At 38.9% G+C, this 20,842-nt stretch carries 18 protein-coding genes; 11 read left to right on the top strand and 7 right to left on the bottom strand.

Annotation, left to right across the window (positions count from 1 at the left end):
• Positions 1-261: 261 nt before the first annotated feature.
• From purL to apcD, 4 genes are all read right to left on the bottom strand, one after another.
• Positions 262-4,116: a phosphoribosylformylglycinamidine synthase subunit PurL gene (gene purL / locus A0J48_RS27415; RefSeq protein WP_200322855.1), complete on the bottom strand. Its 3,855-nt coding sequence runs from the start codon at positions 4,114-4,116 to the stop codon at positions 262-264.
• Between the two features lie 342 nt (positions 4,117-4,458).
• Entirely contained in the window at positions 4,459-5,286 is an 828-nt protein-coding gene (locus A0J48_RS10460) for an Rpn family recombination-promoting nuclease/putative transposase (RefSeq protein ID WP_200322853.1), read from the bottom strand.
• 53 nt (positions 5,287-5,339) lie between these two features.
• The gene (locus tag A0J48_RS10455) at positions 5,340-5,993 is read right to left on the bottom strand and encodes a hypothetical protein (RefSeq protein ID WP_200322851.1); all 654 of its coding nucleotides are present in this window, start codon (positions 5,991-5,993) and stop codon (positions 5,340-5,342) included.
• A 556-nt stretch (positions 5,994-6,549) separates the two neighbouring features.
• Positions 6,550-7,035 (bottom strand): allophycocyanin subunit alpha-B, encoded by a 486-nt coding sequence (apcD, locus tag A0J48_RS10450; protein WP_200322849.1) that lies wholly within the window; start codon positions 7,033-7,035, stop codon positions 6,550-6,552.
• Between the two features lie 196 nt (positions 7,036-7,231).
• Between apcD and rlmD the strand changes: the two genes are divergently transcribed.
• Positions 7,232-8,602 (top strand): 23S rRNA (uracil(1939)-C(5))-methyltransferase RlmD, encoded by a 1,371-nt coding sequence (gene rlmD / locus A0J48_RS10445; protein ID WP_200322847.1) that lies wholly within the window; start codon positions 7,232-7,234, stop codon positions 8,600-8,602.
• A 453-nt stretch (positions 8,603-9,055) separates the two neighbouring features.
• Positions 9,056-9,505, top strand: a complete 450-nt coding sequence (locus A0J48_RS10440; RefSeq protein WP_200322845.1) for an ATP-binding protein — start codon at positions 9,056-9,058, stop codon at positions 9,503-9,505.
• Between the two features lie 68 nt (positions 9,506-9,573).
• Here A0J48_RS10440 and A0J48_RS10435 read toward each other — a convergent pair whose 3' ends face one another.
• Positions 9,574-9,834 (bottom strand): DUF6439 family protein, encoded by a 261-nt coding sequence (locus tag A0J48_RS10435; RefSeq protein ID WP_200322844.1) that lies wholly within the window; start codon positions 9,832-9,834, stop codon positions 9,574-9,576.
• A gap of 227 nt (positions 9,835-10,061) precedes the next feature.
• Between A0J48_RS10435 and A0J48_RS10430 the strand changes: the two genes are divergently transcribed.
• A complete protein-coding gene (locus A0J48_RS10430) occupies positions 10,062-10,406 on the top strand; it encodes a sll0565 family protein (RefSeq protein WP_200322843.1) in 345 nt (114 codons plus the stop codon).
• A gap of 166 nt (positions 10,407-10,572) precedes the next feature.
• The gene (asnS, locus tag A0J48_RS10425; protein WP_200322842.1) at positions 10,573-11,964 is read left to right on the top strand and encodes an asparagine--tRNA ligase; all 1,392 of its coding nucleotides are present in this window, start codon (positions 10,573-10,575) and stop codon (positions 11,962-11,964) included.
• A gap of 27 nt (positions 11,965-11,991) precedes the next feature.
• Here asnS and A0J48_RS10420 read toward each other — a convergent pair whose 3' ends face one another.
• Both A0J48_RS10420 and A0J48_RS10415 read right to left on the bottom strand, forming a co-directional pair.
• Positions 11,992-12,183: a type II toxin-antitoxin system VapC family toxin gene (locus tag A0J48_RS10420; RefSeq protein WP_234300833.1), complete on the bottom strand. Its 192-nt coding sequence runs from the start codon at positions 12,181-12,183 to the stop codon at positions 11,992-11,994.
• Complete coding sequence (locus A0J48_RS10415; protein ID WP_200322841.1) at positions 12,180-12,407, bottom strand: DUF2281 domain-containing protein; 228 nt, start codon at positions 12,405-12,407, stop codon at positions 12,180-12,182. Before A0J48_RS10415 ends, A0J48_RS10420 begins: the two co-directional genes overlap by 4 nt.
• 399 nt (positions 12,408-12,806) lie before the next feature.
• On the opposite strand from A0J48_RS10415, the gene A0J48_RS10410 reads away from it, so the two are divergent.
• The 7 genes from A0J48_RS10410 (at position 12,807) to A0J48_RS10380 (ending at position 20,632) form a co-directional block, all read left to right on the top strand.
• Entirely contained in the window at positions 12,807-13,280 is a 474-nt protein-coding gene (locus tag A0J48_RS10410) for a chemotaxis protein CheW (protein WP_200322840.1), read from the top strand.
• Positions 13,281-13,396: 116 nt separating this feature from the next.
• On the top strand, positions 13,397-14,629 hold the full coding sequence (locus tag A0J48_RS10405; protein ID WP_200322838.1) for a CheR family methyltransferase: 1,233 nt from the start codon (positions 13,397-13,399) through the stop codon (positions 14,627-14,629).
• A gap of 317 nt (positions 14,630-14,946) precedes the next feature.
• The gene (locus A0J48_RS10400) at positions 14,947-16,647 is read left to right on the top strand and encodes a methyl-accepting chemotaxis protein (protein WP_200322836.1); all 1,701 of its coding nucleotides are present in this window, start codon (positions 14,947-14,949) and stop codon (positions 16,645-16,647) included.
• A complete protein-coding gene (locus A0J48_RS10395) occupies positions 16,644-17,363 on the top strand; it encodes a chemotaxis protein CheW (protein ID WP_200322834.1) in 720 nt (239 codons plus the stop codon). Before A0J48_RS10400 ends, A0J48_RS10395 begins: the two co-directional genes overlap by 4 nt.
• Positions 17,360-19,702 (top strand): hybrid sensor histidine kinase/response regulator, encoded by a 2,343-nt coding sequence (locus A0J48_RS10390; protein WP_200322832.1) that lies wholly within the window; start codon positions 17,360-17,362, stop codon positions 19,700-19,702. The genes A0J48_RS10395 and A0J48_RS10390 overlap by 4 nt, the downstream gene beginning before the upstream one ends.
• 337 nt (positions 19,703-20,039) lie before the next feature.
• Positions 20,040-20,279 carry a DUF433 domain-containing protein gene (locus A0J48_RS10385; protein ID WP_200322830.1) on the top strand — a complete coding sequence of 80 codons (240 nt, stop codon included), beginning with the start codon at positions 20,040-20,042 and terminating at the stop codon, positions 20,277-20,279.
• The gene (locus A0J48_RS10380; protein WP_200322827.1) at positions 20,276-20,632 is read left to right on the top strand and encodes a DUF5615 family PIN-like protein; all 357 of its coding nucleotides are present in this window, start codon (positions 20,276-20,278) and stop codon (positions 20,630-20,632) included. Before A0J48_RS10385 ends, A0J48_RS10380 begins: the two co-directional genes overlap by 4 nt.
• Positions 20,633-20,842 lie beyond the last annotated feature (210 nt).

Below are 20,842 nucleotides of genomic sequence, written 5' to 3'. Positions count from 1 at the left end.
TAGTTGCAAAATTCTTAACAAATCTTTAACCATCCATTAAAAGATTAACGTAATTTCTGGAATTTAGGCCAAAAAGCACAAAATTACTGTCAGCAGGTAAGAGGTATAAGAATTTTGGATTTTGGATTTTGGATTTTGGATTGAAGAATCTCAACCGGAAAATACTCGCTGTACTGTTTCCACAGTTGTCGGGTTTTGTGGGGAAAGGGAAAAGAAATTTTCCTCTCATTTCCTTTCTCTTCCCGATCACCGATTATTTATTTAACCATTAGCATAGACAGCGAGACGATTAGATATTGCTTGATCATAGCGATCGCTCATGTCTGGAATGCTAACCTTGATTAAATCATGGTTGTCATTGGTGGAAATCTGTAAACCTATTTCTGCATTACTCACCACACCTAATTTTTGCCAACTTTCTGGCAAATGTTCCTGTAAATAGGATTCCCAAACTTCCTGATTTTCCTCACTCACAGAAACTACAATTCTCGCACCACCTTCACCAAATAGCACTTGATCAAATCTGGAATCATCAGTTGCAGAAATATCTAAATTAATCTTGGCACCAAGATTCCCAGACAGACAAGACTCCGCTAAAGCTACTGTTAAACCACCTTCAGCAGTATCATGGGCAGAACGCACCCAACCAGCGCGAATACCCTCACGACAAGCTTTTTGTACACGACGTTCCAAATCAAAATCTACTCTGGGCGGTTTACCAGCAATTGTATTGTGAATGGTTGCCAGATATTCCGAAGCACCCAATTCAATTTTAGATGTTTCTGCCCCCCTTTCTAAGGGGGGTTGGGGGGATCGAGATTGCACTGGTACACCAAGCAAGTAAATTGCATCACCTGGATTTTGCCAACCTTGTCCACAGATTTTATCTAAATCTTCAATCAAACCAACCATTCCCACTACTGGAGTCGGATAAATAGGTTGAGGATTTCCCTGAGAATCAAGAGTTTCATTATACAAAGAAACATTTCCACCAGTTACAGGTGTAGAAAACTCCTGACAACCCTCACTCAAACCTCGACAAGCAGACGCTAATTGCCAATAACCAATTGGTTTTTCCGGACTACCAAAATTGAGATTATCCGTCACAGCCAAGGGTTCAGCACCCACACAACTAAGATTCCGCGCTGCTTCCGCTACCACAGCCTTACCACCCTCATAAGGATCAAGATAGACATAGCGGGAATTACAATCTACCGTTGCAGCAACACCGGATTTTAGATTTTGGATTTTGGATGTGAGATGAGGTGTTTCTTCCAAAGGACGCAAGCGCACAACAGCCGCATCCGCACCACCAGGTAACAACACCGTGTTATTCTGTACTTGATGGTCATATTGGCGATAAACCCAGCTTTTAGAAGCAATAGTTGGTGTATTCAACAAAGTTAATAAAATATCATTCCAACTTTGCCAAATTCTGCCAATTTCAATCCCTGTCGCATCACAGGTGGGTAAACTATCAACCGTCCAAGCCCAAGCTTCAAGTGCATATTCTGGCGATTTTGTCAATATTTCTCGTTCATACAACGGCGTATTTTCTGCCAAAGCATCAGCAGGAATTTCGGCAGCTATTTTCCCCTGAAACAATATCCTGACAATAGGTTCTGCAATTACCGTACCCGCCACCACCGCTTGCAGTCCCCAACGGTGAAAAATATCAATTAACTCCTGTTCTCGTCCTTTTTGGGCAACAAACAGCATTCTTTCTTGAGATTCCGACAGCAGATATTCATAAGGTATCATTCCTAACTCACGAGACGGAACTTTATCTAAGTCAAATTCAATACCCACACCTCCTTTAGCTGCCATCTCCGAAGTAGAACAAGTGATACCCGCAGCACCCATATCTTGTGCCGCCACTACAGCCCCGGTTTTAAATGCCTCTAAACAAGCTTCAATCAAGGATTTTTCTAAAAATGGATCTCCTACTTGCACCGCAGGACGGTTATCCATTGACTCATCAGTTAATTCTGCACTGGCAAAACTTGCTCCTCCCATGCCATCCCGACCAGTGGTAGAACCGACATATAACACAGGATTACCAAAACCAGAAGCACCGGATTTTACTATTTCTGGTGTTTCCATTAATCCCAGTGCCATGACGTTAACTAAGGGATTACCGGAATAAGCCGGGTCAAAATAAACTTCACCGCCTACCGTGGGAACACCGACACAGTTATGAGTAACTATCCCAGATGAAGTTACAAACAGATGGGTGTTATCTACTTCCACATCATAAACATTACATTCTTCAACAGCGTGATATTCAATGCTTTGGATTTTAACAACAGCTATATCTTCATCACATTGAGTAAAACGGGGGAATGAGTATTTGCTTCCATTGTAGCGATTCAGGGCAACTGCCAATTCTGCATTTCGCTGTTGACTAAAGACAGTTGCTAATTTCTTTAATCCCGCTAAATTACTAACTTCTAATTGCCATAATGGTTTGCGGATGTGTTTACGTCCTTCTATTTCACCTTCTCCTGCTGGTTTGTAATAAATATAGGGCATAACTCCTTGACTTTGCAGCAGAAAAACCGTTTGTTCAAACAATTTATGGCTAGTAGTCCCAAAACTGATTTTGGCATGATTACCATTGGTTTTCGTGGTCATCGAACCATCACCACGCATTAAACCTTTGAGGGCTTCACGCTGTAAGTTTTCTGACCATTGGAAAATAAAAGCCGGAAAAGCTTTATTACTGGCCTCAGTTCCACACTGCCAAACATTTTTGAAGAAATGCCCTAATAACCAAGAAGTTGCATAAACAGCAATAGTAGAAGCGCGTTTTTCTACACAGGGGCGTAGTCCTAATTGTTTGAGTCCAGCAATTACATCTTCAACATACTCTGTTTCATGGTGGGCAAAGGTGAAAATAATTTTGTATGTCTTGCCATTTTGGGAAACGCAACCTTCAGACAAGAAATAACCAATTAAGCGAGCAAATAATTCATTTGGCTGAATAGCTGCCTGCATATAGTTAGCCTTGCCACGTCTAAATAGACTGACATCGCTACGGGAAACATTCAGCAGCAGTTCTAGGGCTAAAAAGTGGGAAAGTGGAAATCTACCAGTGCTTAAATATTGATGACGGTTATTAGCAGAAGGTTCGAGTAACCGCAAAGCAGTGCGTACAACTTCCGTTGCTTGCCAATTTTCCGGTAGTTTGACATAAACATCTTGACCACTAGCATCTTCTGGATTTAGATGGGCGATGAGGTCTAGAGGTGTATCTTTGTTTTCTCCTGGTGCTAATTCGGGTAAAGCAGTGATAATCGGAATTTGATCACCCACTTTTAAAGATAGCGCCGGGGCAATATCCCATTGACCTGCTGCACGAATTAACATGGGATGATCTGGAGTGACAATGAGTTTACGCCCCAAAGCAGTGCGGATAGTAATGAGGTTTTGACTACAACGCTTAAAAATCCGCCGTACACGCTGCCAGCATACTGTATGCTGATCTGGGTCTAAAGAGAGGGTTGTAACCGCATCACCATCTTCTATCTCTAAAGTGCTGACACCAGAGGGTAAGCGAGATTCGACAAAATTACCAATGGTGTCAAAATGCACACCATGTTTATCTTTCCAGATAAATGTTTCGTCACTAACTAAACAATTACCATAATGGCTGATGCCCGCAACAACGCCTGTAAATAACCGTTGGGTTTTTGGATCATCCAAATCACCAAAGCGGAGAGAATTTAATAAAGCAATGGGACGCGCCCCCATTGTAAAGATATCTCTTAATATACCACCTACACCTGTTGCAGCACCTTGGAAGGGTTCAACTGCTGAAGGGTGATTATGGGATTCTATTTTAAAAGCTAATCTGAGTCCATCACCAATATCGACAACGCCGGCATTTTCTCCCGGTCCAACAAGGATACGGGGTCCTGTGGTGGGAAACTGTTTGAGTAAGGGACGGGAATTTTTATAACAACAATGTTCTGACCACATCACCCCAAACATTCCTAGTTCAGCTTTGTTGGGATGACGACCTAAACGGCGGACAATTTCTGTATATTCTTCTGGTTTTATGCCTTCTTCGGCGATTTCTTGCGGAGAAAAGGGATTTTGTTCGGTGGTGGTCATGGTAGTTATACACCAAAGGGACAGAGAAATATTCTATCTGGTTACTACTCCTGTGAGTATCTCTTGATTTACTTTTTTCTGTGATATTTTCAGGATACGATCAGCTTTCAATGCTTGATTCAAGTAAAAATACTTAAGTTTTTTGCTAAAAGAAAATTAGTCTAAAAATTTACATTAATTTCATGAAGCTAGTTATGGATACTAATTAAGATTTAACAGTTGAGAATCTTTATTACTACTTTAATATTAGAGAAGAATCACAAGAAGAAGTAAATCCATAGTCACCATTTAAAAATGTGAAAAAAGTGATCAGTCAAACTAATCACTTTCCATTTATTCTAACTACTCTGAAGGATTTTCATCAACATATTTTTCCGCAACCTTTCTCACCGCTTCAATATCCACAGCTAAATTTGCGGCTATTTGTTCCACAGTCAAACCTAACTGCAATAACAGCGGTACTGTTTCCAACTTACCCTCTAACCTACCCTCTAACTTACCCTCTACCTTCGCTTCTTCCGCAACTTCTCGGAAATACCGTGTTTGCTTCAATTCATCTAGAGTAAACATTGCTTCAATCTCCTGACGACTTAAATTAGTTAATTTATAAACCAGAATCGTCTCTAACAATTCTAAAACTTTTTGTCTTTTGCTGGCATCAGTTAATTGTTGTCGTGATTTTTGGATTAACTGCTTGGTGTGATCAATAGCAGTTTCCTCTTTTTCCATAACTAGCTGTACCATTCCCAGTCCTATGGAATTATCGGTTGTTACTTCTAATTCATCCAAATAAATGACTGTAACTTGCTGACTCATTAGCAAACCCCGATACTGCATTGGTACACCAGGATCTAAACTACGTTTCGCAAAAATCGCTACTGCGTGAAAGTCATTCTTTGGTTGATACTGATTCAGATAAACAAAGATTTCGGTAAATAATTTCCAGTAAAAATCCGCTTTCGGTTGAAATTGAACTTCTACAAAGTAAATAGGCTGTTCAGGTATCTCTAAATTAGGTATAAATAAACCATCAAAGCGAAATGCTAGTTCTTTAATTTCTACAGATGTGAAGTGATACCTGTCCGCTTCTGTGGCTGGCTTGCCAATCAGTTCAAATAGGATACTCGGCAATGTTTGAAAAAGTTGATAAAATATAGTGTCGGTTTTCACAGGGTTAGTATTTTTTATATTTACCTGAAAAAATCTTACGGTTAATTTTGGCGTTACCCTCCTATTTCCAGATTTCTTAAAATCACATCTTCTCTCGGTGCAAAACCATCACCATATTCAACGGGATAGTGAGTAATCACATAGAAAGCCTTACCTTTTTGTTCTCCCAAATAAATCTCACCCACAATATCTTTACCTTTACTAAAATTAATTTTTTCCTTTGCCCAAGGATAAGGGACATTTGCAGTCCGACTAACTACACGCCATTTATTAGATGCAATTAACCCTCTTTTGCCATTAATAAAGTTTCTGACCTGCCCCAAAGTTTTCAAGTTATTTAAAAAAGCGATATGAACATAAGCATTTTCGTTTTTAATCCCGCCAAAGTTCACAATAAATCTAACTGATTGTCCTTCACCGGAAGCTGTCGATTCAGCCCTAAAATCAGGATCGGGGAAGTAAGTAGTTAATAAATTTTTTGATTGGTAAAGTTGCAGAGTAATCTGTGTTTTTTCCCCTTCAATAGAAATTGTCGTTGTTTTTTTAGATGGCCTATTTTTTTGAGATTTATGATTAGCTACTACAGTTGTATATTCAGTTATGAGGCTATTTTCGCGTAACGCTTGGTTTTCTGGTGGACTTGTATAAGCAGTATTGAGACTTAAAAGAACTGTGCTAGATAGGAATTTTAAAAAATTAATAGACATTTGGTATCAACTATTTTAGTTTTGACAAAAAGGTTGACTTTTTGATATCCATCACTGTTCCTGATGCCATCAAGACGATGTGTATTTTGAGTAATAAACTACGGGAATGAAGGCATTGTTTTGTCAGACATTAAGTGATTTTAATCACTATTATTCATGATATCAATCACAATTTTACATGATAAAGATCCTCCTCTAATTGTGAGTATATTGGCATAATCACAAGTAACTGAACTCTAGCCGAGTCATTAATAGGGAACACACTAGTAGCCGGCAGCTTTATACCTGTCGGTTTTTTGTCATTGGGTAAGCATTCAGCTATCAGCCATCAGCAGTTAGCTAAAACCGATGTTTAGACTGATTTTCAGGGGATTAGAGGTGAAATTTGTGATTCTGACTCCTGCGATAAAATATCCCCACTCCTTGTTAATAACTTGACAACTATTTTGCCATAGCCACTATCAAGTGTGGGGAAGTTATAATCAATCAAATGAGGAATGTGATTTGGTATCGAGTGCTAATGTCCGATACTGCTAAAACCATAACAAGCTAGTGTTTAGGACATTGCTTGAATGATGTAATCAAAGTAAGGTGCAGCAGCAGCAGCATCTTCACCACTCAATAAATCCAAAGCAGCTTGTTTGAGGGAATTGATAGCTTCTACCATTCCAGGGACAGGAACGCCCAGAGAATTGTACATTTCCCGCACACCAATCAAACCGATTTTTTCGATTGGTTCTTTGTCACCAGCAAGTACGCCGTAGGTGATCAGGCGCAAGTACCAGCCAAAGTCACGGACACATAAAGCACGTTGCTTTTCTCCGTAAGCATTGCCTCCAGGGGCGATAAAGTCAGGGCGCTTTTGCCAAAGTTTTTTGGTTGCTTCCTGAACTATCTTCTTTTCGTTTTCGGAGAGGGTAGCAGCGATTCTGGTACGCTGTTCGCCTGTTTGCAAAAATTCTTTGATACTCTTGAGTTCGCCACTGCTGGGGTAACGCAGTTCGTCGTCGGCTTGGAGAATAACTTGGCTAATTACAGTCATGATTATGTAATCACGCGAAATAATATTATTTGCTAGTTTAACCAGTTCTCGGTACAGAAGTGAAGGGTGTGGGAAGATGGGGATTGAGGATTGGGGATTGGGGATTGGGGAACATTAAGGAAGCAATTGTAATAAATCTTCAATCACTAAATTTTCAATCTAAATCTAAAATCCAAAATCCAAAATCTAAAATCGAATGACTAATACCGTTTGGCGACAAGGTGAAATAATTGAAGTTGAAATTTCTGATTTAAGCGACACTGGGGATGGAGTGGGACGCTTTGAGGAACGTGTAGTTTTTGTTCCAGATACAGTTCCTGGCGATCGCATTCTTGTCAGGCTACTCCACGTTAAGCCCAAGTATGCTCATGGTACACTCAAACAAATCCTCGCGCCATCTCCACACCGCATTAGACCCAATTGCATTGTTGCTGATAAATGTGGCGGTTGTCAGTGGCAACATATTGATGATGATTACCAACTGACGGCTAAACAAAATCAAGTTATTCAAGCATTAGAACGTATTGGTGGTTTTCGCAACCCAGCGGTAGACCCGGTGTTAGTGGCTGATTCATCTTTAGCTTATCGCAACAAAGTTACTTACCCTGTTGGTGTTTCTCCTACAGGCCAAGTTCAAGCTGGTTATTACCAAAAAGGTAGCCACCAATTGATTAATTTAAATCAATGTCCAGTTCAAGACTCACGCTTCAATCCTTTATTGGCTGAGGTGAAGTTAGATATCCACAAGCGTGGCTGGTCAATTTATGATGAAGCTCGTCATCAAGGGACAATTCGCCATCTGGGTTTACGGATTGGTCGCCGCACAGGGGAAATGTTGCTGACTTTGGTGGTGAAAGACAAAAATTTACCAGGAATTGAAACCCAAGCACAGGAATGGTTACAGCGTTATCCCAACTTAGTGGGGGTATGTCTAAATCGAAATAGCGATCGCACAAATGCTATATTTGGTAATGAAACAGTTTGTATTGCGGGAATTCCTTACCTGCGAGAAAAATTCGCGGACATAGAATTTCAAGTACGCCCAGAAACCTTTTTTCAGGTGTACACCGAAACGGCTGAAGCACTCTTACAAGTAATTCAGTCAGAACTAAATTTGCAAGGTCATGAAGTTTTAGTTGATGCCTATTGTGGTATTGGCACTTTAACATTACCCCTAGCAAAACAAGCACGCCAAGTAATTGGCTTAGAAGTGCAATCAACAGCGGTAGAACAGGCTATTTTAAATGCTCAACACAATGGAATTAATAATGTGACATTCCAAGTAGGAGCAGTGGAAAAAACTCTTCCGAATTTGGGAATTATACCAGATGTCGTATTACTTGATCCGCCACGTAAAGGATGTGAAGCTAATGTTATCAAATCTTTACTTCACCTGCAACCTTCGCGGATTGTTTACGTCAGTTGTAAAGTAGCAACCCTGTCCCGCGACCTGAAAATAATTTGTGAACATGGCCTATATAAACTTACAAGAGTACAGCCTGCCGACTTTTTCCCCCAAACTGCTCACGTGGAAACAGCAGCATTCCTGGTGCGATCGCCAAGTTGACCAAAGGTATCGCCGTTGTCAAAGAGTAGTTCATTCTTTACAGAAACTAAAATGGAAAAAATTTTTAGTCGAGTGGTTAATAATAATGCTAAAATCTAATTAGGTTAGAAATAAAAATTCTTTTTCTTTAAAAAAATTGAAGTTGCATAGGCTCTTAAAAAAGGTGGTTCAAGTTGTGGAAATTACAAATCGGCAACAAAATATATAACCTCTATCTATATATTTCCCAGGAATGGCAATTTAAACAGTTGCCCAATGCAGCCGCAGCATCATTCCCACCGATTTTTAAATAAGCAATCATCACTCATCTTTAGAGTCAATGCTCCGCAGCATTTTCAAAATTTAGTTTTTACAGACGCAAGTTTGAAAGCAGTATGACCACCTAAGTTTTTATCAGGGTGACAGTGACACCAAACTGATGTCTAGCTAACTAAAAGCTACGGGGTTTCTCTTGTGATTACCATTTCTCTTCGTCCAGTTGGGCGCTATTGGGGTACTATTAGTTTTGCCTCAACTCTTTATCTTTGTCCAATATTAGACTTACTATTAACGGATATTCCTGCCAAATTACAAGCAGAACTGCGATTAGGACTTCAAGAAGCCCTAGTCAACGCAGCTAAACATGGCAATAATCTTGATCCCAGTAAATTAGTAGTAGTGCGATTTTCCTTGATAGATAATCAGTATTGGTGGATTATCTCAGACCAAGGAAACGGTTTCACTCCATCTTGTGACTGCAACTGTGATCCCACAGAATATTTACCACCAGATGAATCAGAAAGCGGACGCGGTATGTCTCTTCTCCATCAAATCTTTGATCAGGTAGAGTGGAACCGTAAAGGAACAGAACTCAGACTTTGTAAACAGCTAGAAACTCGTCGTCTTTTATCCTTACGGCGGTAATAGACAAAGGGCAAGAGGCAGAAATTAAGTTTCTTTCCCCTACACCCCACACCCTACACCCCACACCCTTAGCCTTTCCCGTGAGTAGGACAGGGAGGGGCAGAAATTGATTTATCTAGCCAACCTACAGCCTGTTCTAACCTAGCTTGTGCCTCTTGGGGTTGATTTTTGAGGAGAAACACCATAGCAGCCGCTAATTGTTCACTAGCGCGGGCATTGCGGTTAGATTTGAGACGATGCCAATCATTGGGAGAGATACTTAGCCTTTCCATCAGGGCTTGCGCCAGTTCTAGGGTAGAAACATCATTGAGTTGACTGGTTAGAGGCATAAGACTAAATAGCCGAGGTAAAAGTAAAAGTTATGATTTAATTATCAATGGACAATTGATAATTGACAATTGATAATTGACATTGGTTAATTTGGTTTAAAACCTCTCTGTTCCCAAAAAAAGAGCAAGAAAAACCTTTCCTTATTTTCAATCCTCAGCCCTTTACATAGAAGTAATTGCCCATTGTTCATTGTGTATTGTTTAACATAGCCAATCACTAATGACTAATGACTAACCCAGAAGCAAACCAGCAACCAGAGTTTGAACAGGAACTGGAGGAACTAGAAACAGACCTCCGACTCTTGAAAGAACGATACGCCCAAGTGCAACGGGATCAACAGGAAAAGGCACAATGGCAACAAGAATTAAAAAATCTCAAACAAAATAAAAATCAGACACCAGAACTAAAGGAAGAGTTAAAACGCATTCAAAAACAGTTAGAACTGCTAGAACTCAACTTAGAAAGCCAGTTGTTTTCTTGGAACAGCCTGAAAAGACCATTTTGGCAAGTTGTCCGTTTTGGTGGTTTAGGCGTAATTATCGGTTGGTTGTTGAGGTCTTGGGTTGGGTAATAGAATTTTGGATTTTGGATTTTGGATTTTGGATTTTCCTTCAATCAAAGCCAATATCATATATTAAATCTAAAATTTTCTCATCTAGCTATTTACAGACACTATTATCTATTTTTAGTTAAAATTAGTGTTGTTATATATAGTCAAAAAAAGCAACTTGTATAAAATGTTAAATCGTCGCATTGCCGAAATATTAAGAAGTGGTCAACCTGATGAGTCTTTAGTAGTGCAAGGTTGGGTCAGAACAAAACGTGAATTAAAAGGATTTGCGTTTTTAGAAGTTAATGATGGTTCATCCTTAGCTAACTTGCAAATAGTCATCAACCAAGATTTACCAGACTACGAAGAAATATTAAAACAAATCAACACTGGTGCTTCAGTAGAAGTGACAGGTGTACTGGTAGCTTCCCAAGGCAAAGGACAGCGAATAGAATTAAAAGCTGATGGTGTGAAAGTATACGGAGACGCTGATCCCGAAACATATCCTCTGCAAAAGAAACGTCATTCCTTTGAGTTTCTCCGCACCATTGCACATCTGCGTTCCCGAACTAACTCCTTTGGTGCAGTGTTCCGGGTGAGAAATGCTTGTGCAACTGCAATTCATCAATTTTTTCAAGAACGAGGTTTTTTATGGGTACATACTCCCATTATTACTGCTAGTGACTGTGAAGGTGCAGGTGAATTATTTACCGTTACCAATTTGGATTTAAAGAAAGTTCCCCGCACAGAAAATCAAGAAATTGATTATAGCCAAGACTTCTTTAGTAAACCTGCATATTTAACAGTTAGCGGACAATTAGAAGCGGAAATTATGGCGATGGCGTTTACCAACGTCTACACCTTTGGACCGACTTTCCGGGCAGAAAATTCTAACACTTCTCGTCACTTAGCCGAATTTTGGATGGTTGAACCAGAAATGGCTTTTTGTGACTTAGAAGGGGATATGGATTTAGCAGAGGAGTTTCTGAAATATATTTTTAGATACGTTTTAGAAACTTGTCCAGAAGACATGGAATTTTTCAATGAACGGATTGATAAAACTGTTTTAGAAACTGCAAATAATATTATTAACAATCAATTTGAACGGTTAACTTATACCGATGCAGTTAAACTTTTAGAAAAAGCTGATGTGAAATTCGATTATCCTGTTCAATGGGGAGCAGATTTACAATCAGAACATGAACGCTATTTAGCAGAACAATTGTTTAAAAAGCCTGTAATTGTCACAGATTATCCTGCTGGAATCAAAGCCTTCTATATGCGGTTGAGTGATGATGAAAAAACCGTCCGTGCAATGGATATTCTCGCACCGAAAATAGGGGAGATTATTGGTGGTTCGCAACGGGAAGAAAGGCTAGATGTGTTAGAAAAACGGGTTTTAGCCCAAGGTATGAAACTAGAAGATTTGTGGTGGTATTTAGATTTGCGTCGTTATGGAACTGTTCCCCATGCTGGTTTTGGTTTGGGATTTGAAAGATTGGTGCAGTTTATGACAGGTATGGGGAATATTCGGGATGTGATTCCCTTCCCCCGCACACCAGAAAATGCGGAGTTTTAGTCATAGTTGAAGGTAGTAGGGGTTTAGCTAAACTCCTACACTGATTATCAATTGAAAACTACATCTACAGCACTGCGCTTCACACTTACTTACAGAAATAACAGAAACTAATAAACCATTTTGGGATTCTTCACTTTCAATAGCTTTTTGTGCTGCTTGTGATAATTGACTTGGATCGTGAAGCAACCACAACCAAATATGGGTATCTAGTAAAATCATTCTGCTAATGCTTCCCAAAGTTCAGGCATAGGTTCATCAAAATCACTAGCAATGGTAATAGGTTTTCCTCTCAGTGGGTAATTCTTTGTAGTTTTTGTTTCTTGTGAAATAAGATCAATGTTTCCTGATTTAAATTCTAAGAACTCGATAAATTTAATTACTTCATTGAGCTGTTCAAGAGGTAATTTTTTGATTTTAGCGATCGCTACTTCTAAAGATATCATTGATTAGTTTCTCCTGTAACTTTAAATTACTTCTATTTTAGCAAGCGATACCTACGGTGAACTACCGCTAACGGGAGCATCCCTATTTTGAAAAAATAACCACAGCAACACTAAAAAATCTCTTAAACTCTCTTCCCTTTGTGTCCTTTGCGTCCTTTGCGGTTCAATCATATAAAGCCTTTGAGCGTTTATTTCGTAAGATAAACATAAATTTGCACATTTGGGATGCTCTCCCGCTAACGAACTTCCCACAAACTACAGATGGGCGATCGCTCTCCGTCATCCCAAAAAATCGCACCTGACAAGCATTCCTATATCATTCATTAACAATTAGATGCTTGACTTCTGGAATTTGAATATTTGAATTACTATTATTTGCAACCCAGATGAGGTGACTAGATGTTAATGCTACTCTTCCATATCAATAATCAACGTTACGCTATACCTAGTCAGCAGGTTGTAGAAGTAATACCGCTTGTCAACCTAACAACACTCCCCCATACACCTGAATATTTTGCTGGTGTTTTTAACTACCGAGGAAGAATTATTCCCGTAATTGATCTGTGTCAATTAATAAGTAATAAAAGTTGTGCTGATCATTTAAGTACACGCATTATTTTAGTTAATCACTGGGGTAGAGATGCGACACAGGAGACTGTACCGCAAATTATGGGTTTGAAGGCACAAAGAGTTGTAGAAACTTTACAAAAATCCGATATTGATTTAGTTGATGTGGATATTCAGATAGATAAACCACCTTACTTGGGTAAAATGATTATAGATGAGCAAGGCATGATTCAGTGTGTTCACATAGAATATTTATTGTCAGAGGTGCAACAAGCTTATCTTGTAGCTGAAGTTCATAGGGAATAAAAATAATACAGCATATTGCGGGTAAATGAAGTACAAATTTTAAGTATAAAACTATATACCAAAAGACTTTCTACCCTATTCCCTGTTCCCTGCTGTAATTAATGCATCGCTGAAAAATGATATATTCTGATGGCGAAGCTTTACTGAGAAAAAAAATTGGGTTAGACCCTAACTCAATAGGTTCTGATGCGATCGCTAGAGCTATAGAACAGCGAATGTTAGAATCTAGAATTACAGATATTAATAGTTACTTAGCAAAAATACAGGCATATCCACAGGAATTGGATGCCTTAATTAACAGTGTAATCATCCCAGAAACCTGGTTTTTTCGGGAAAGAGAATCTTTTAAATATTTGCAGCAATATATAGCATCTGAATGGTTGCCAAATCAAAAAAATACTGTGTTGCGGGTTTTGAGTGTACCTTGTTCCACAGGTGAAGAACCTTATTCTTTAGCGATCGCTTTATTAGAAGCAGGTTTGAATCCGAATGATTTTCATATTGATGCCATTGATATTAGTAAAAAAGCCTTGCTAAATGCTCAACGAGCAATTTACAATCAATATTCATTTCGTGGTAATCCCCTATCATTTCAGGAAAGGTATTTTCAACATCAAGAAACAGGATATCATCTGCATGAAAAAATAAAATCTCTTGTGAACTTTAACTACGGTAATCTAGCCGAACCAGATTTTTTGCTGGGGATGCAACCATATCACATCGTCTTTTGCCGCAACTTATTAATTTACTTTGACATCACAACCAAAGAACGCACAATTAGAATTTTAGAAAGATTATTAAATCCAGAAGGTCTATTATTTGTTGGACACGCAGAAGCAGGTTTATTGCTGCACTCTCGCTTTGTTCCTATTCGTCATTCTTCAGCATTTGCCTATCGTAAATTAGCTGTTGTTCATGCTCCTATCAAATCTAAAGAACACAAAAAGACTTACCCAAATTATCGTCTAATTCACTCAAAACAACACATCATAGACCATAAATTAAAGCCAACACCTTTAAATCTAACGCCTAAAGATAATACAGCGAAATTACTAGAAACCGCCAAAGCTTTGGCAGATCAAGGGCATTTACCAGAAGCCATTGAATTATGTAACGACTATATTAAACAAAATAAGGTTTGTGTAGAAGCTTATGTACTGCTTGGTCAATTACAACAAGCAATGGGAAAAAATGAAGATTCTTTACAGTCTTTCCAGAAAGCAATTTATCTGCAACCTACCCACCAAGAAGCCTTAACTCACTTAGCTTTATTGAAGGAAAATCAAGGAGACGTAGTTAGTGCTAACATCCTCTGGCAACGTATCCAACGACTTCAGAACAGAGTTTAATTAATATCAATTTTCTAGCTTGAATCTGGAAGACTCGTGTTAGGCTATTTGATTAAGTTTAAACAATGAATGTGGGGTTTCCGTTTATACGGTATAAAACAAGTAATAACCCAAGTTGCTATTTACAAAAGGTAAGGGTGTAGGGGTGTAGGGGTGTAGGGGTATAAGGGAAAAACTGAAGACTTTGTTCCTCAGTTTTTTATTTCATTTATCTGCAATCTGCTGTATTGATAGCTAAAGTTATATTTTTTCAAATTCACCACTATTCTATTTTACCAAAATTAATTTCTGAAAACTTGCAAAAACATCCTAAAAATATGCAACAAGGATTAAAAATTAATCAATTTGTCCTCGGTGGTTGTGGAATCATAGTTGTATTAACCTTTGTTACCAGCTTGGTTGCCCAATCAACTAATGAAAGAATTAGAGAAACTAACAATCTGGTAAATCATACCTATGAAATTAAAGCAAATTTAAAAGGACTGGAAAAATTCTTAATTGATGCTGAAACTGGTCAACGTGGATTTGTAATTACGAAAAAAAATGAATATTTAGAACCTTTTCAACAATCTAAAATAAATATAGATACTGCATTCAATGAACTTAAAAAACAAACTTCCAATTCATTTGATAATGAAGAAATCAAAAAAATTGAACATATCCAAAAACTATCTCAACAAAAAATGCAAGAACTAGAAGAAACAATCAATTTCAAAAAGAATGGAAAAGAAAAAGAATTATTAGAGCTTATTCTTTCCAATAAAGGTAAAACAATTATGGATGAACTCAGGATAAATATTAATTATTTATTACAAAATGCAGACAAAAAAATAGAAGACCAGAAAAATCAACTTTTAGCAATTCAAGATTTTTCTAATTTAGTTACTTGGGGAAATTTTTTCTGTATTGTGATTACAGTCATAATAGTTTCACTAGCTACTATTTTAATTCCTGGACGTGCGTTAACTCGTTCTTTGCAAAACGCTTTTACTTTAGCAGATAGAGTTTCTGCTGGTGATTTAACAGTCAAGGTAGAAAGTAACTCCACAGATATCATTGGCAAGTTAATGGCAACCCTCACAAATATGGCACAGAATTTAAGTAAACTGATACAACAAGTACAACAATCAGGAATCCAAGTAACCTCATCAGCAACACAAATAGCAGCATCAGGGAAACAACTAGAAACAAGTATCACGGAACAAGTAGCATCAACCAACCAGGTAACAGTAGCAGCCAAAGAAATATCAGCAACATCAAGAGAATTAGTCAAAACAGTAGAAGAAGTAGCGGCATTATCCCAAGCAACAACAGTAGCAGCAAGTGATAGTCAAAAAGACTTATTGCAGATGGAAACAACCATGCGTCAATTAGTAGAAGCAACGAATTCCATCGCTGCGAGATTGGGAGTAATAAGTGAAAAAGCCAATAATATCAATAATATAGTTATCACCATTACTAAAGTGGCAGACCAGACAAATTTATTGTCATTAAATGCCGCCATAGAAGCAGAGAAAGCCGGGGAATATGGATTAGGATTTGCAGTAGTAGCTAGAGAAATAAGAAGATTGGCAGACCAAACAGCAGTGGCAACCATAGACATTGAACAAATGGTTAAACAAATGCAATCATCCGTTTCCACAGGAGTCATGGAAATGGATAAATTTGCCGCAGAAGTAGGAAAAAGTGTAGAAGATGTAGCTAGTATTAGTAGTCAAATTGGACAAATTATTGAACAGGTGCAAGAGTTGACACCGAGGTATGAAGCAGTCAGTCAAGGTATGGAGGCACAGTCGCAAGGAGCAATCCAAATTAGTGATGCCATGTCCCAATTAAGTAGTAATTCTGTGCAAACTGCCGCTTCTTTGCGAGAGATTAATCAGGCTATTACTAAACTTAATCAAGTCGCTAACAGTCTGCGTCAAGAAATGAGTCGCTTTAAGGTGAATGATGCAGTAGATAAATACATCCCTAACAGTAATAGATTCATGGGAGAAAATGAATCATGGATGGCATGAACGAGCTATCAAATGTAGAAAGATGCTGGAATATAATTGGGATTACAGGCGATCGCACTTGTTCAGAATTATCCAATTTTATTCACTGTCGTAATTGTCCCGTTTACTCTTCTGCTGGACGCAACTTACTAGAACGTTCTATTCCCAAAAACTATCAGCATGAATGGACTCAGTTTTTCGCTGAGGCAAAAGTAGAGGCAGGAAACAAGCTAGTACATTTCCAAACAGAATCTGAAATCTTACCCACCACAGAAAGTCTAACAGTAGCAATTTTTCGGTTGCAGAAAGAATGGTTGGCATTGCCAGCGCAAGTCTTAAAAGAAACCATATCACCCACATTGATTCACACCATACCCCATCGCAGCAACGAAATATTAAAAGGATTGGTGAATATCCGAGGAGAACTACAATTATGTATTTCTTTGAGTCACTTATTGCATCTAGAAGCGGCTGAAACTGTTCCTGAATCTTTGAGTCCTATAGTTTATTCCCGCATGGTAGTAATTGAAAAAAGTGGCAATACCTGGGTTTTTCCTGTCGATGAATTCTATGGCTTACACCGATTTCATAACGATGAATTAAGATATCCCCCCCATAGTGCCACCTCAGTCCATCACACCTACACCAAAGGGTTTTTTCACTGGCAATCACGCAGCCTCAGCTATATTGATGACCAATTACTATTCATGTCCTTACAGAGAAAGGTGCTGCCATGACACAAGAGTCAGACTTTAGTCATCTTTCCTTGCTGGACTTATTCAGCATGGAGGTAAAAGCTCAGGGTGCAGTCTTGAATGACTGTTTGTTAGCACTGGAAACCAAGCCCCATCCGACAGAAGAATTAGCAGCTTTAATGCGGGCAGCACACTCCATCAAAGGAGCAGCGCGGATCGTGCAAATTGATCCAGCTGTCACCCTAGCTCATAAAATGGAAGACTGCTTTGTAGCTGCTCAGTCAGGAACAATTACCCTCACCCCGGCTGATGTCGATGTCTTACTACAAGCAGTAGATATGCTCTTACAGATGGCAGAAGCTTGTGTTGGCAACCCAGAACCTCAGTTTGATGATGGAATTGTCCAAGGTTTGGTAAGTGCGATCGCTGCTATTATCTCAACCCCAGTTGAGGCAGGGGAGCAGGGAGCAGGGGGAGCAGGGGAGGCAGGGGAAGCAGAGAAGAAAGAAGAATTAATTCCCTTGGCATCTTATCCAGTTCCTACCTCCCCACCTCTCCCTCCAGTCCCCAGTCCCCAGTCCCCAGACATAGTGCAGAACCGCGTAGTGCGAGTCAATGCCGACAATCTTAATCGTTTAATGGGTTTAGCAGGGGAATCCTTAGTTGAAGCCAAATGGTTAGAGAAATTTGCCGACTCGTTGCTGAAACTCAAAGCTAACCAAGTTCAGTTATCCAGCCTATTGGAAGGATTACAAGTTTTATGGGGAAACGGGGAGAATGGAAATCGAGATCATGGAAATAGGCAAATAGAAGAGCAGATGAGTATTGCTCGACAAACCGCCAGTGAATGTCGGCAGTTATTGAGCGATCGCCATAATGAACTGGAACTATTTTGCCAGCGTTTCTCCAACCTTTCTGATCGTCTTTATCGCCAAGTCATTGCTACCCATGCCAGTCCCTTTGCTGATAGGGGACAAAGTTTTCCCCGCATGGTGCGAGATTTGGCCAGGGAATTAGGTAAACGAGTCAATTTAGAAATTATCGGCAAGTCTACCCTGGTAGACCGAGACATCCTCGAACGTCTAGAAGCCCCATTATTCCATATTCTACGCAACGCCATAGATCATGGCATTGAGACACCCCAAGAACGTCTTGCTGTCGGCAAACCAGAAGAGGGACACATTCGTATAGAAGTGATTCATAGGGCAGGAATGTTATTAATTACCGTCTCTGATGATGGTAGGGGTATAGATATGGAAGTCTTGCGTCAAGAGGTGATCAAGAAAAACCATATCAGTCCAGAAATGGCTGCCCAACTCACCGAAAATGAGTTAATGGAATTCCTGTTTTTACCAGGATTTTCTACTGCTCAAACAGTTACGGAAATCTCCGGTAGGGGTGTGGGTTTAGATGTAGTGCATAGCACAGTACGAGAAGTTGGAGGTTCTCTCCGGGCAGTTTCCCAACCAGGAAAGGGAATGACGTTGTACTTGCAACTACCCCTCACTTTGTCGGTATTGCGGACTCTGTTGGTAGAAATAGCTCACGAACCCTATGCTTTTGGATTGGCGCGTATTGACAGGGTAGTGATGCTGCCGAAATCAGAAATTATCGTCTCCGAAAATCAGCCATTTTTCATGCTTAATAATCAGCCAGTAGGCTTGATATCGGCTCATCAAGTTTTAGAATTACCATCTCAAAATGTGAAGAGAGAATTTCTACCCATTGTCGTCATTAGCGATGGAGGAGCGCGTATTACTGGCAGCACTCGTCTTAATCATTATGGATTAGTTGTAGACCGCTTTCTAGGTGAGTGCAGTTTGGTAGTTCGACCTTTAGATCCTCGACTGGGCAAAGTTCCTAATATCAGCGCCGCAGCTTTGATGGATGATGGTTCGCCAGTCTTGATAGTTGATGTGGAAGATTTAGTCCGTTCTATTACTAAAGTTCTGGCTAGTGGACAACTTAGTCAAGTCAATCAGTCTGCTGATCAAACAGCTATCAAAACCTATAAAAGAATTTTAGTGGTTGATGATTCTATCACTGTGCGGGAAATGGAGCGCAAATTGTTAGAAAATAATGGTTATAAAGTAGATGTTGCAGTTAATGGCATGGATGGGTGGAATGCAGTCCGCAGTGGAGATTACGATTTAGTGGTGACAGATATTGATATGCCCCGCATGAATGGTTTTGAACTCACCACCCAAATTAGAAGTAATGGCAAATTGAAGCATTTACCTGTGATTATTGTTTCTTATAAAGACCGGGAAGAGGATCGGATTCAAGGATTAGAAGCAGGAGCAAATTACTATTTAACTAAAAGCAGTTTTCATGACAGTACATTATTAAAGGCTGTAATTGATGTCATTGGTGAGGCGTAATAATTTTGGATGTTGGATTTTATTATAGCAATTCCCATTCAAGTGAGGTACAAGTAATAATAATTAAACGCAGATGGACGCAGATGGACGCAGATAATTTTGTGCTTCCTTAGACTAGGAAATGCTATATGCTAAGAGACTTTCAAACCTCCTTCTTCCTGTTCTCTACTGCTAGTGTGAATATTGAGCGCCTTAAACAAAAAATTCGTTTACAATTTCTCATGAATCATTTATTATTGCTATAATTATATAAAAGCATCGCTTCCCTTACAGTAGTAATAAAACTTTACATATCACTGCTATAATCAAAGATATCGAGTTATTTCTTGAAAGAAACATGACACTAAACAAATTATTAGAAACTCAAGGTATTATTCACTCCGATCCGGAAATTATGAGTGGAGTTCCGGTTTTTGTAGGAACTCGTGTTCCCTTACAAACATTGTTTGACTATCTCGAAAGTGAGGGGGGGTTAGCTGAGTTTATTAATGATTTTCCCTATCTGGAGACTCAAACTATGAAAGTCTTAGAAAATGCAGCTAAATTGATAATTGCCCAGGAACGTTGTGCTGAATGATTATCTTACTAGACGAAAATCTTTTAAGTAAAAAACTGAAACAACCTTTTTTAAATAAAGGTTATATGATTTATAATGTTAATTATATGGGATGGCGCGGTTTCAAGGATAAACAAATTCTTGATTTAGCTGAAATACATCCTTTTGATGCTTTTATTACAGCTGATAAAAATCTACACTATCAGCAAAATTTAACAGGTAAAATGTTGAGAATTATTATTTTAGATTCTCGTAGCACTCAACCTAATCATTTACTTCCTCTGATGGAAAAAATAAGTGAAATACTCTCATCTTTATCAGTGGGAGCATTTCTATTAATCAATGATTCAGGTGAAATTGAGTATATTGGTTAATTATGTAACGTATTGGGTGTTTTGTTCATTATTTTGTCGTTTATTATAAGCGACGCTCTTTATTTTCTATATCACTATCCAAAAAAATCCCCGATTTATTGAAAAAGTCGGAGATTTGAGTTAATTCCAGTTAATCTTGAATTAATTAGGGTTTGCTGAAAAAGTCGAAAAAAACGTTGAGGAGAATTGAGTGGGTAGTCAGGCAGAAAT

Source organism: Sphaerospermopsis aphanizomenoides BCCUSP55 (genome assembly GCF_001586785.1).
In the GTDB taxonomy this organism is placed as follows: domain Bacteria; phylum Cyanobacteriota; class Cyanobacteriia; order Cyanobacteriales; family Nostocaceae; genus Sphaerospermopsis_A; species Sphaerospermopsis_A aphanizomenoides_A.
This window is presented reverse-complemented; position numbering and strand designations above follow the sequence as displayed.

Excerpts from the sequence above, each read along its gene's own strand:
- apcD (WP_200322849.1), bottom strand. The coding sequence starts at position 7,035 with ATGACTGTAATTAGCCAAGTTATTCTCCAAGCCGACGACGAACTGCGT.
- A0J48_RS10405 (WP_200322838.1), top strand. The coding sequence starts at position 13,397 with ATGATATATTCTGATGGCGAAGCTTTACTGAGAAAAAAAATTGGGTTA.
- rlmD (WP_200322847.1), top strand. The coding sequence starts at position 7,232 with ATGACTAATACCGTTTGGCGACAAGGTGAAATAATTGAAGTTGAAATT.
- A0J48_RS10415 (WP_200322841.1), bottom strand. The coding sequence starts at position 12,407 with ATGATATCTTTAGAAGTAGCGATCGCTAAAATCAAAAAATTACCTCTT.
- A0J48_RS10430 (WP_200322843.1), top strand. The coding sequence starts at position 10,062 with ATGACTAACCCAGAAGCAAACCAGCAACCAGAGTTTGAACAGGAACTG.
- purL (WP_200322855.1), bottom strand. The coding sequence starts at position 4,116 with ATGACCACCACCGAACAAAATCCCTTTTCTCCGCAAGAAATCGCCGAA.
- A0J48_RS10380 (WP_200322827.1), top strand. The coding sequence starts at position 20,276 with ATGATTATCTTACTAGACGAAAATCTTTTAAGTAAAAAACTGAAACAA.
- A0J48_RS10400 (WP_200322836.1), top strand. The coding sequence starts at position 14,947 with ATGCAACAAGGATTAAAAATTAATCAATTTGTCCTCGGTGGTTGTGGA.
- asnS (WP_200322842.1), top strand. The coding sequence starts at position 10,573 with ATGTTAAATCGTCGCATTGCCGAAATATTAAGAAGTGGTCAACCTGAT.
- A0J48_RS10420 (WP_234300833.1), bottom strand. The coding sequence starts at position 12,183 with ATGATTTTACTAGATACCCATATTTGGTTGTGGTTGCTTCACGATCCA.
- A0J48_RS10395 (WP_200322834.1), top strand. The coding sequence starts at position 16,644 with ATGAACGAGCTATCAAATGTAGAAAGATGCTGGAATATAATTGGGATT.
- A0J48_RS10410 (WP_200322840.1), top strand. The coding sequence starts at position 12,807 with ATGTTAATGCTACTCTTCCATATCAATAATCAACGTTACGCTATACCT.
- A0J48_RS10385 (WP_200322830.1), top strand. The coding sequence starts at position 20,040 with ATGACACTAAACAAATTATTAGAAACTCAAGGTATTATTCACTCCGAT.
- A0J48_RS10455 (WP_200322851.1), bottom strand. The coding sequence starts at position 5,993 with ATGTCTATTAATTTTTTAAAATTCCTATCTAGCACAGTTCTTTTAAGT.
- A0J48_RS10390 (WP_200322832.1), top strand. The coding sequence starts at position 17,360 with ATGACACAAGAGTCAGACTTTAGTCATCTTTCCTTGCTGGACTTATTC.
- A0J48_RS10435 (WP_200322844.1), bottom strand. The coding sequence starts at position 9,834 with ATGCCTCTAACCAGTCAACTCAATGATGTTTCTACCCTAGAACTGGCG.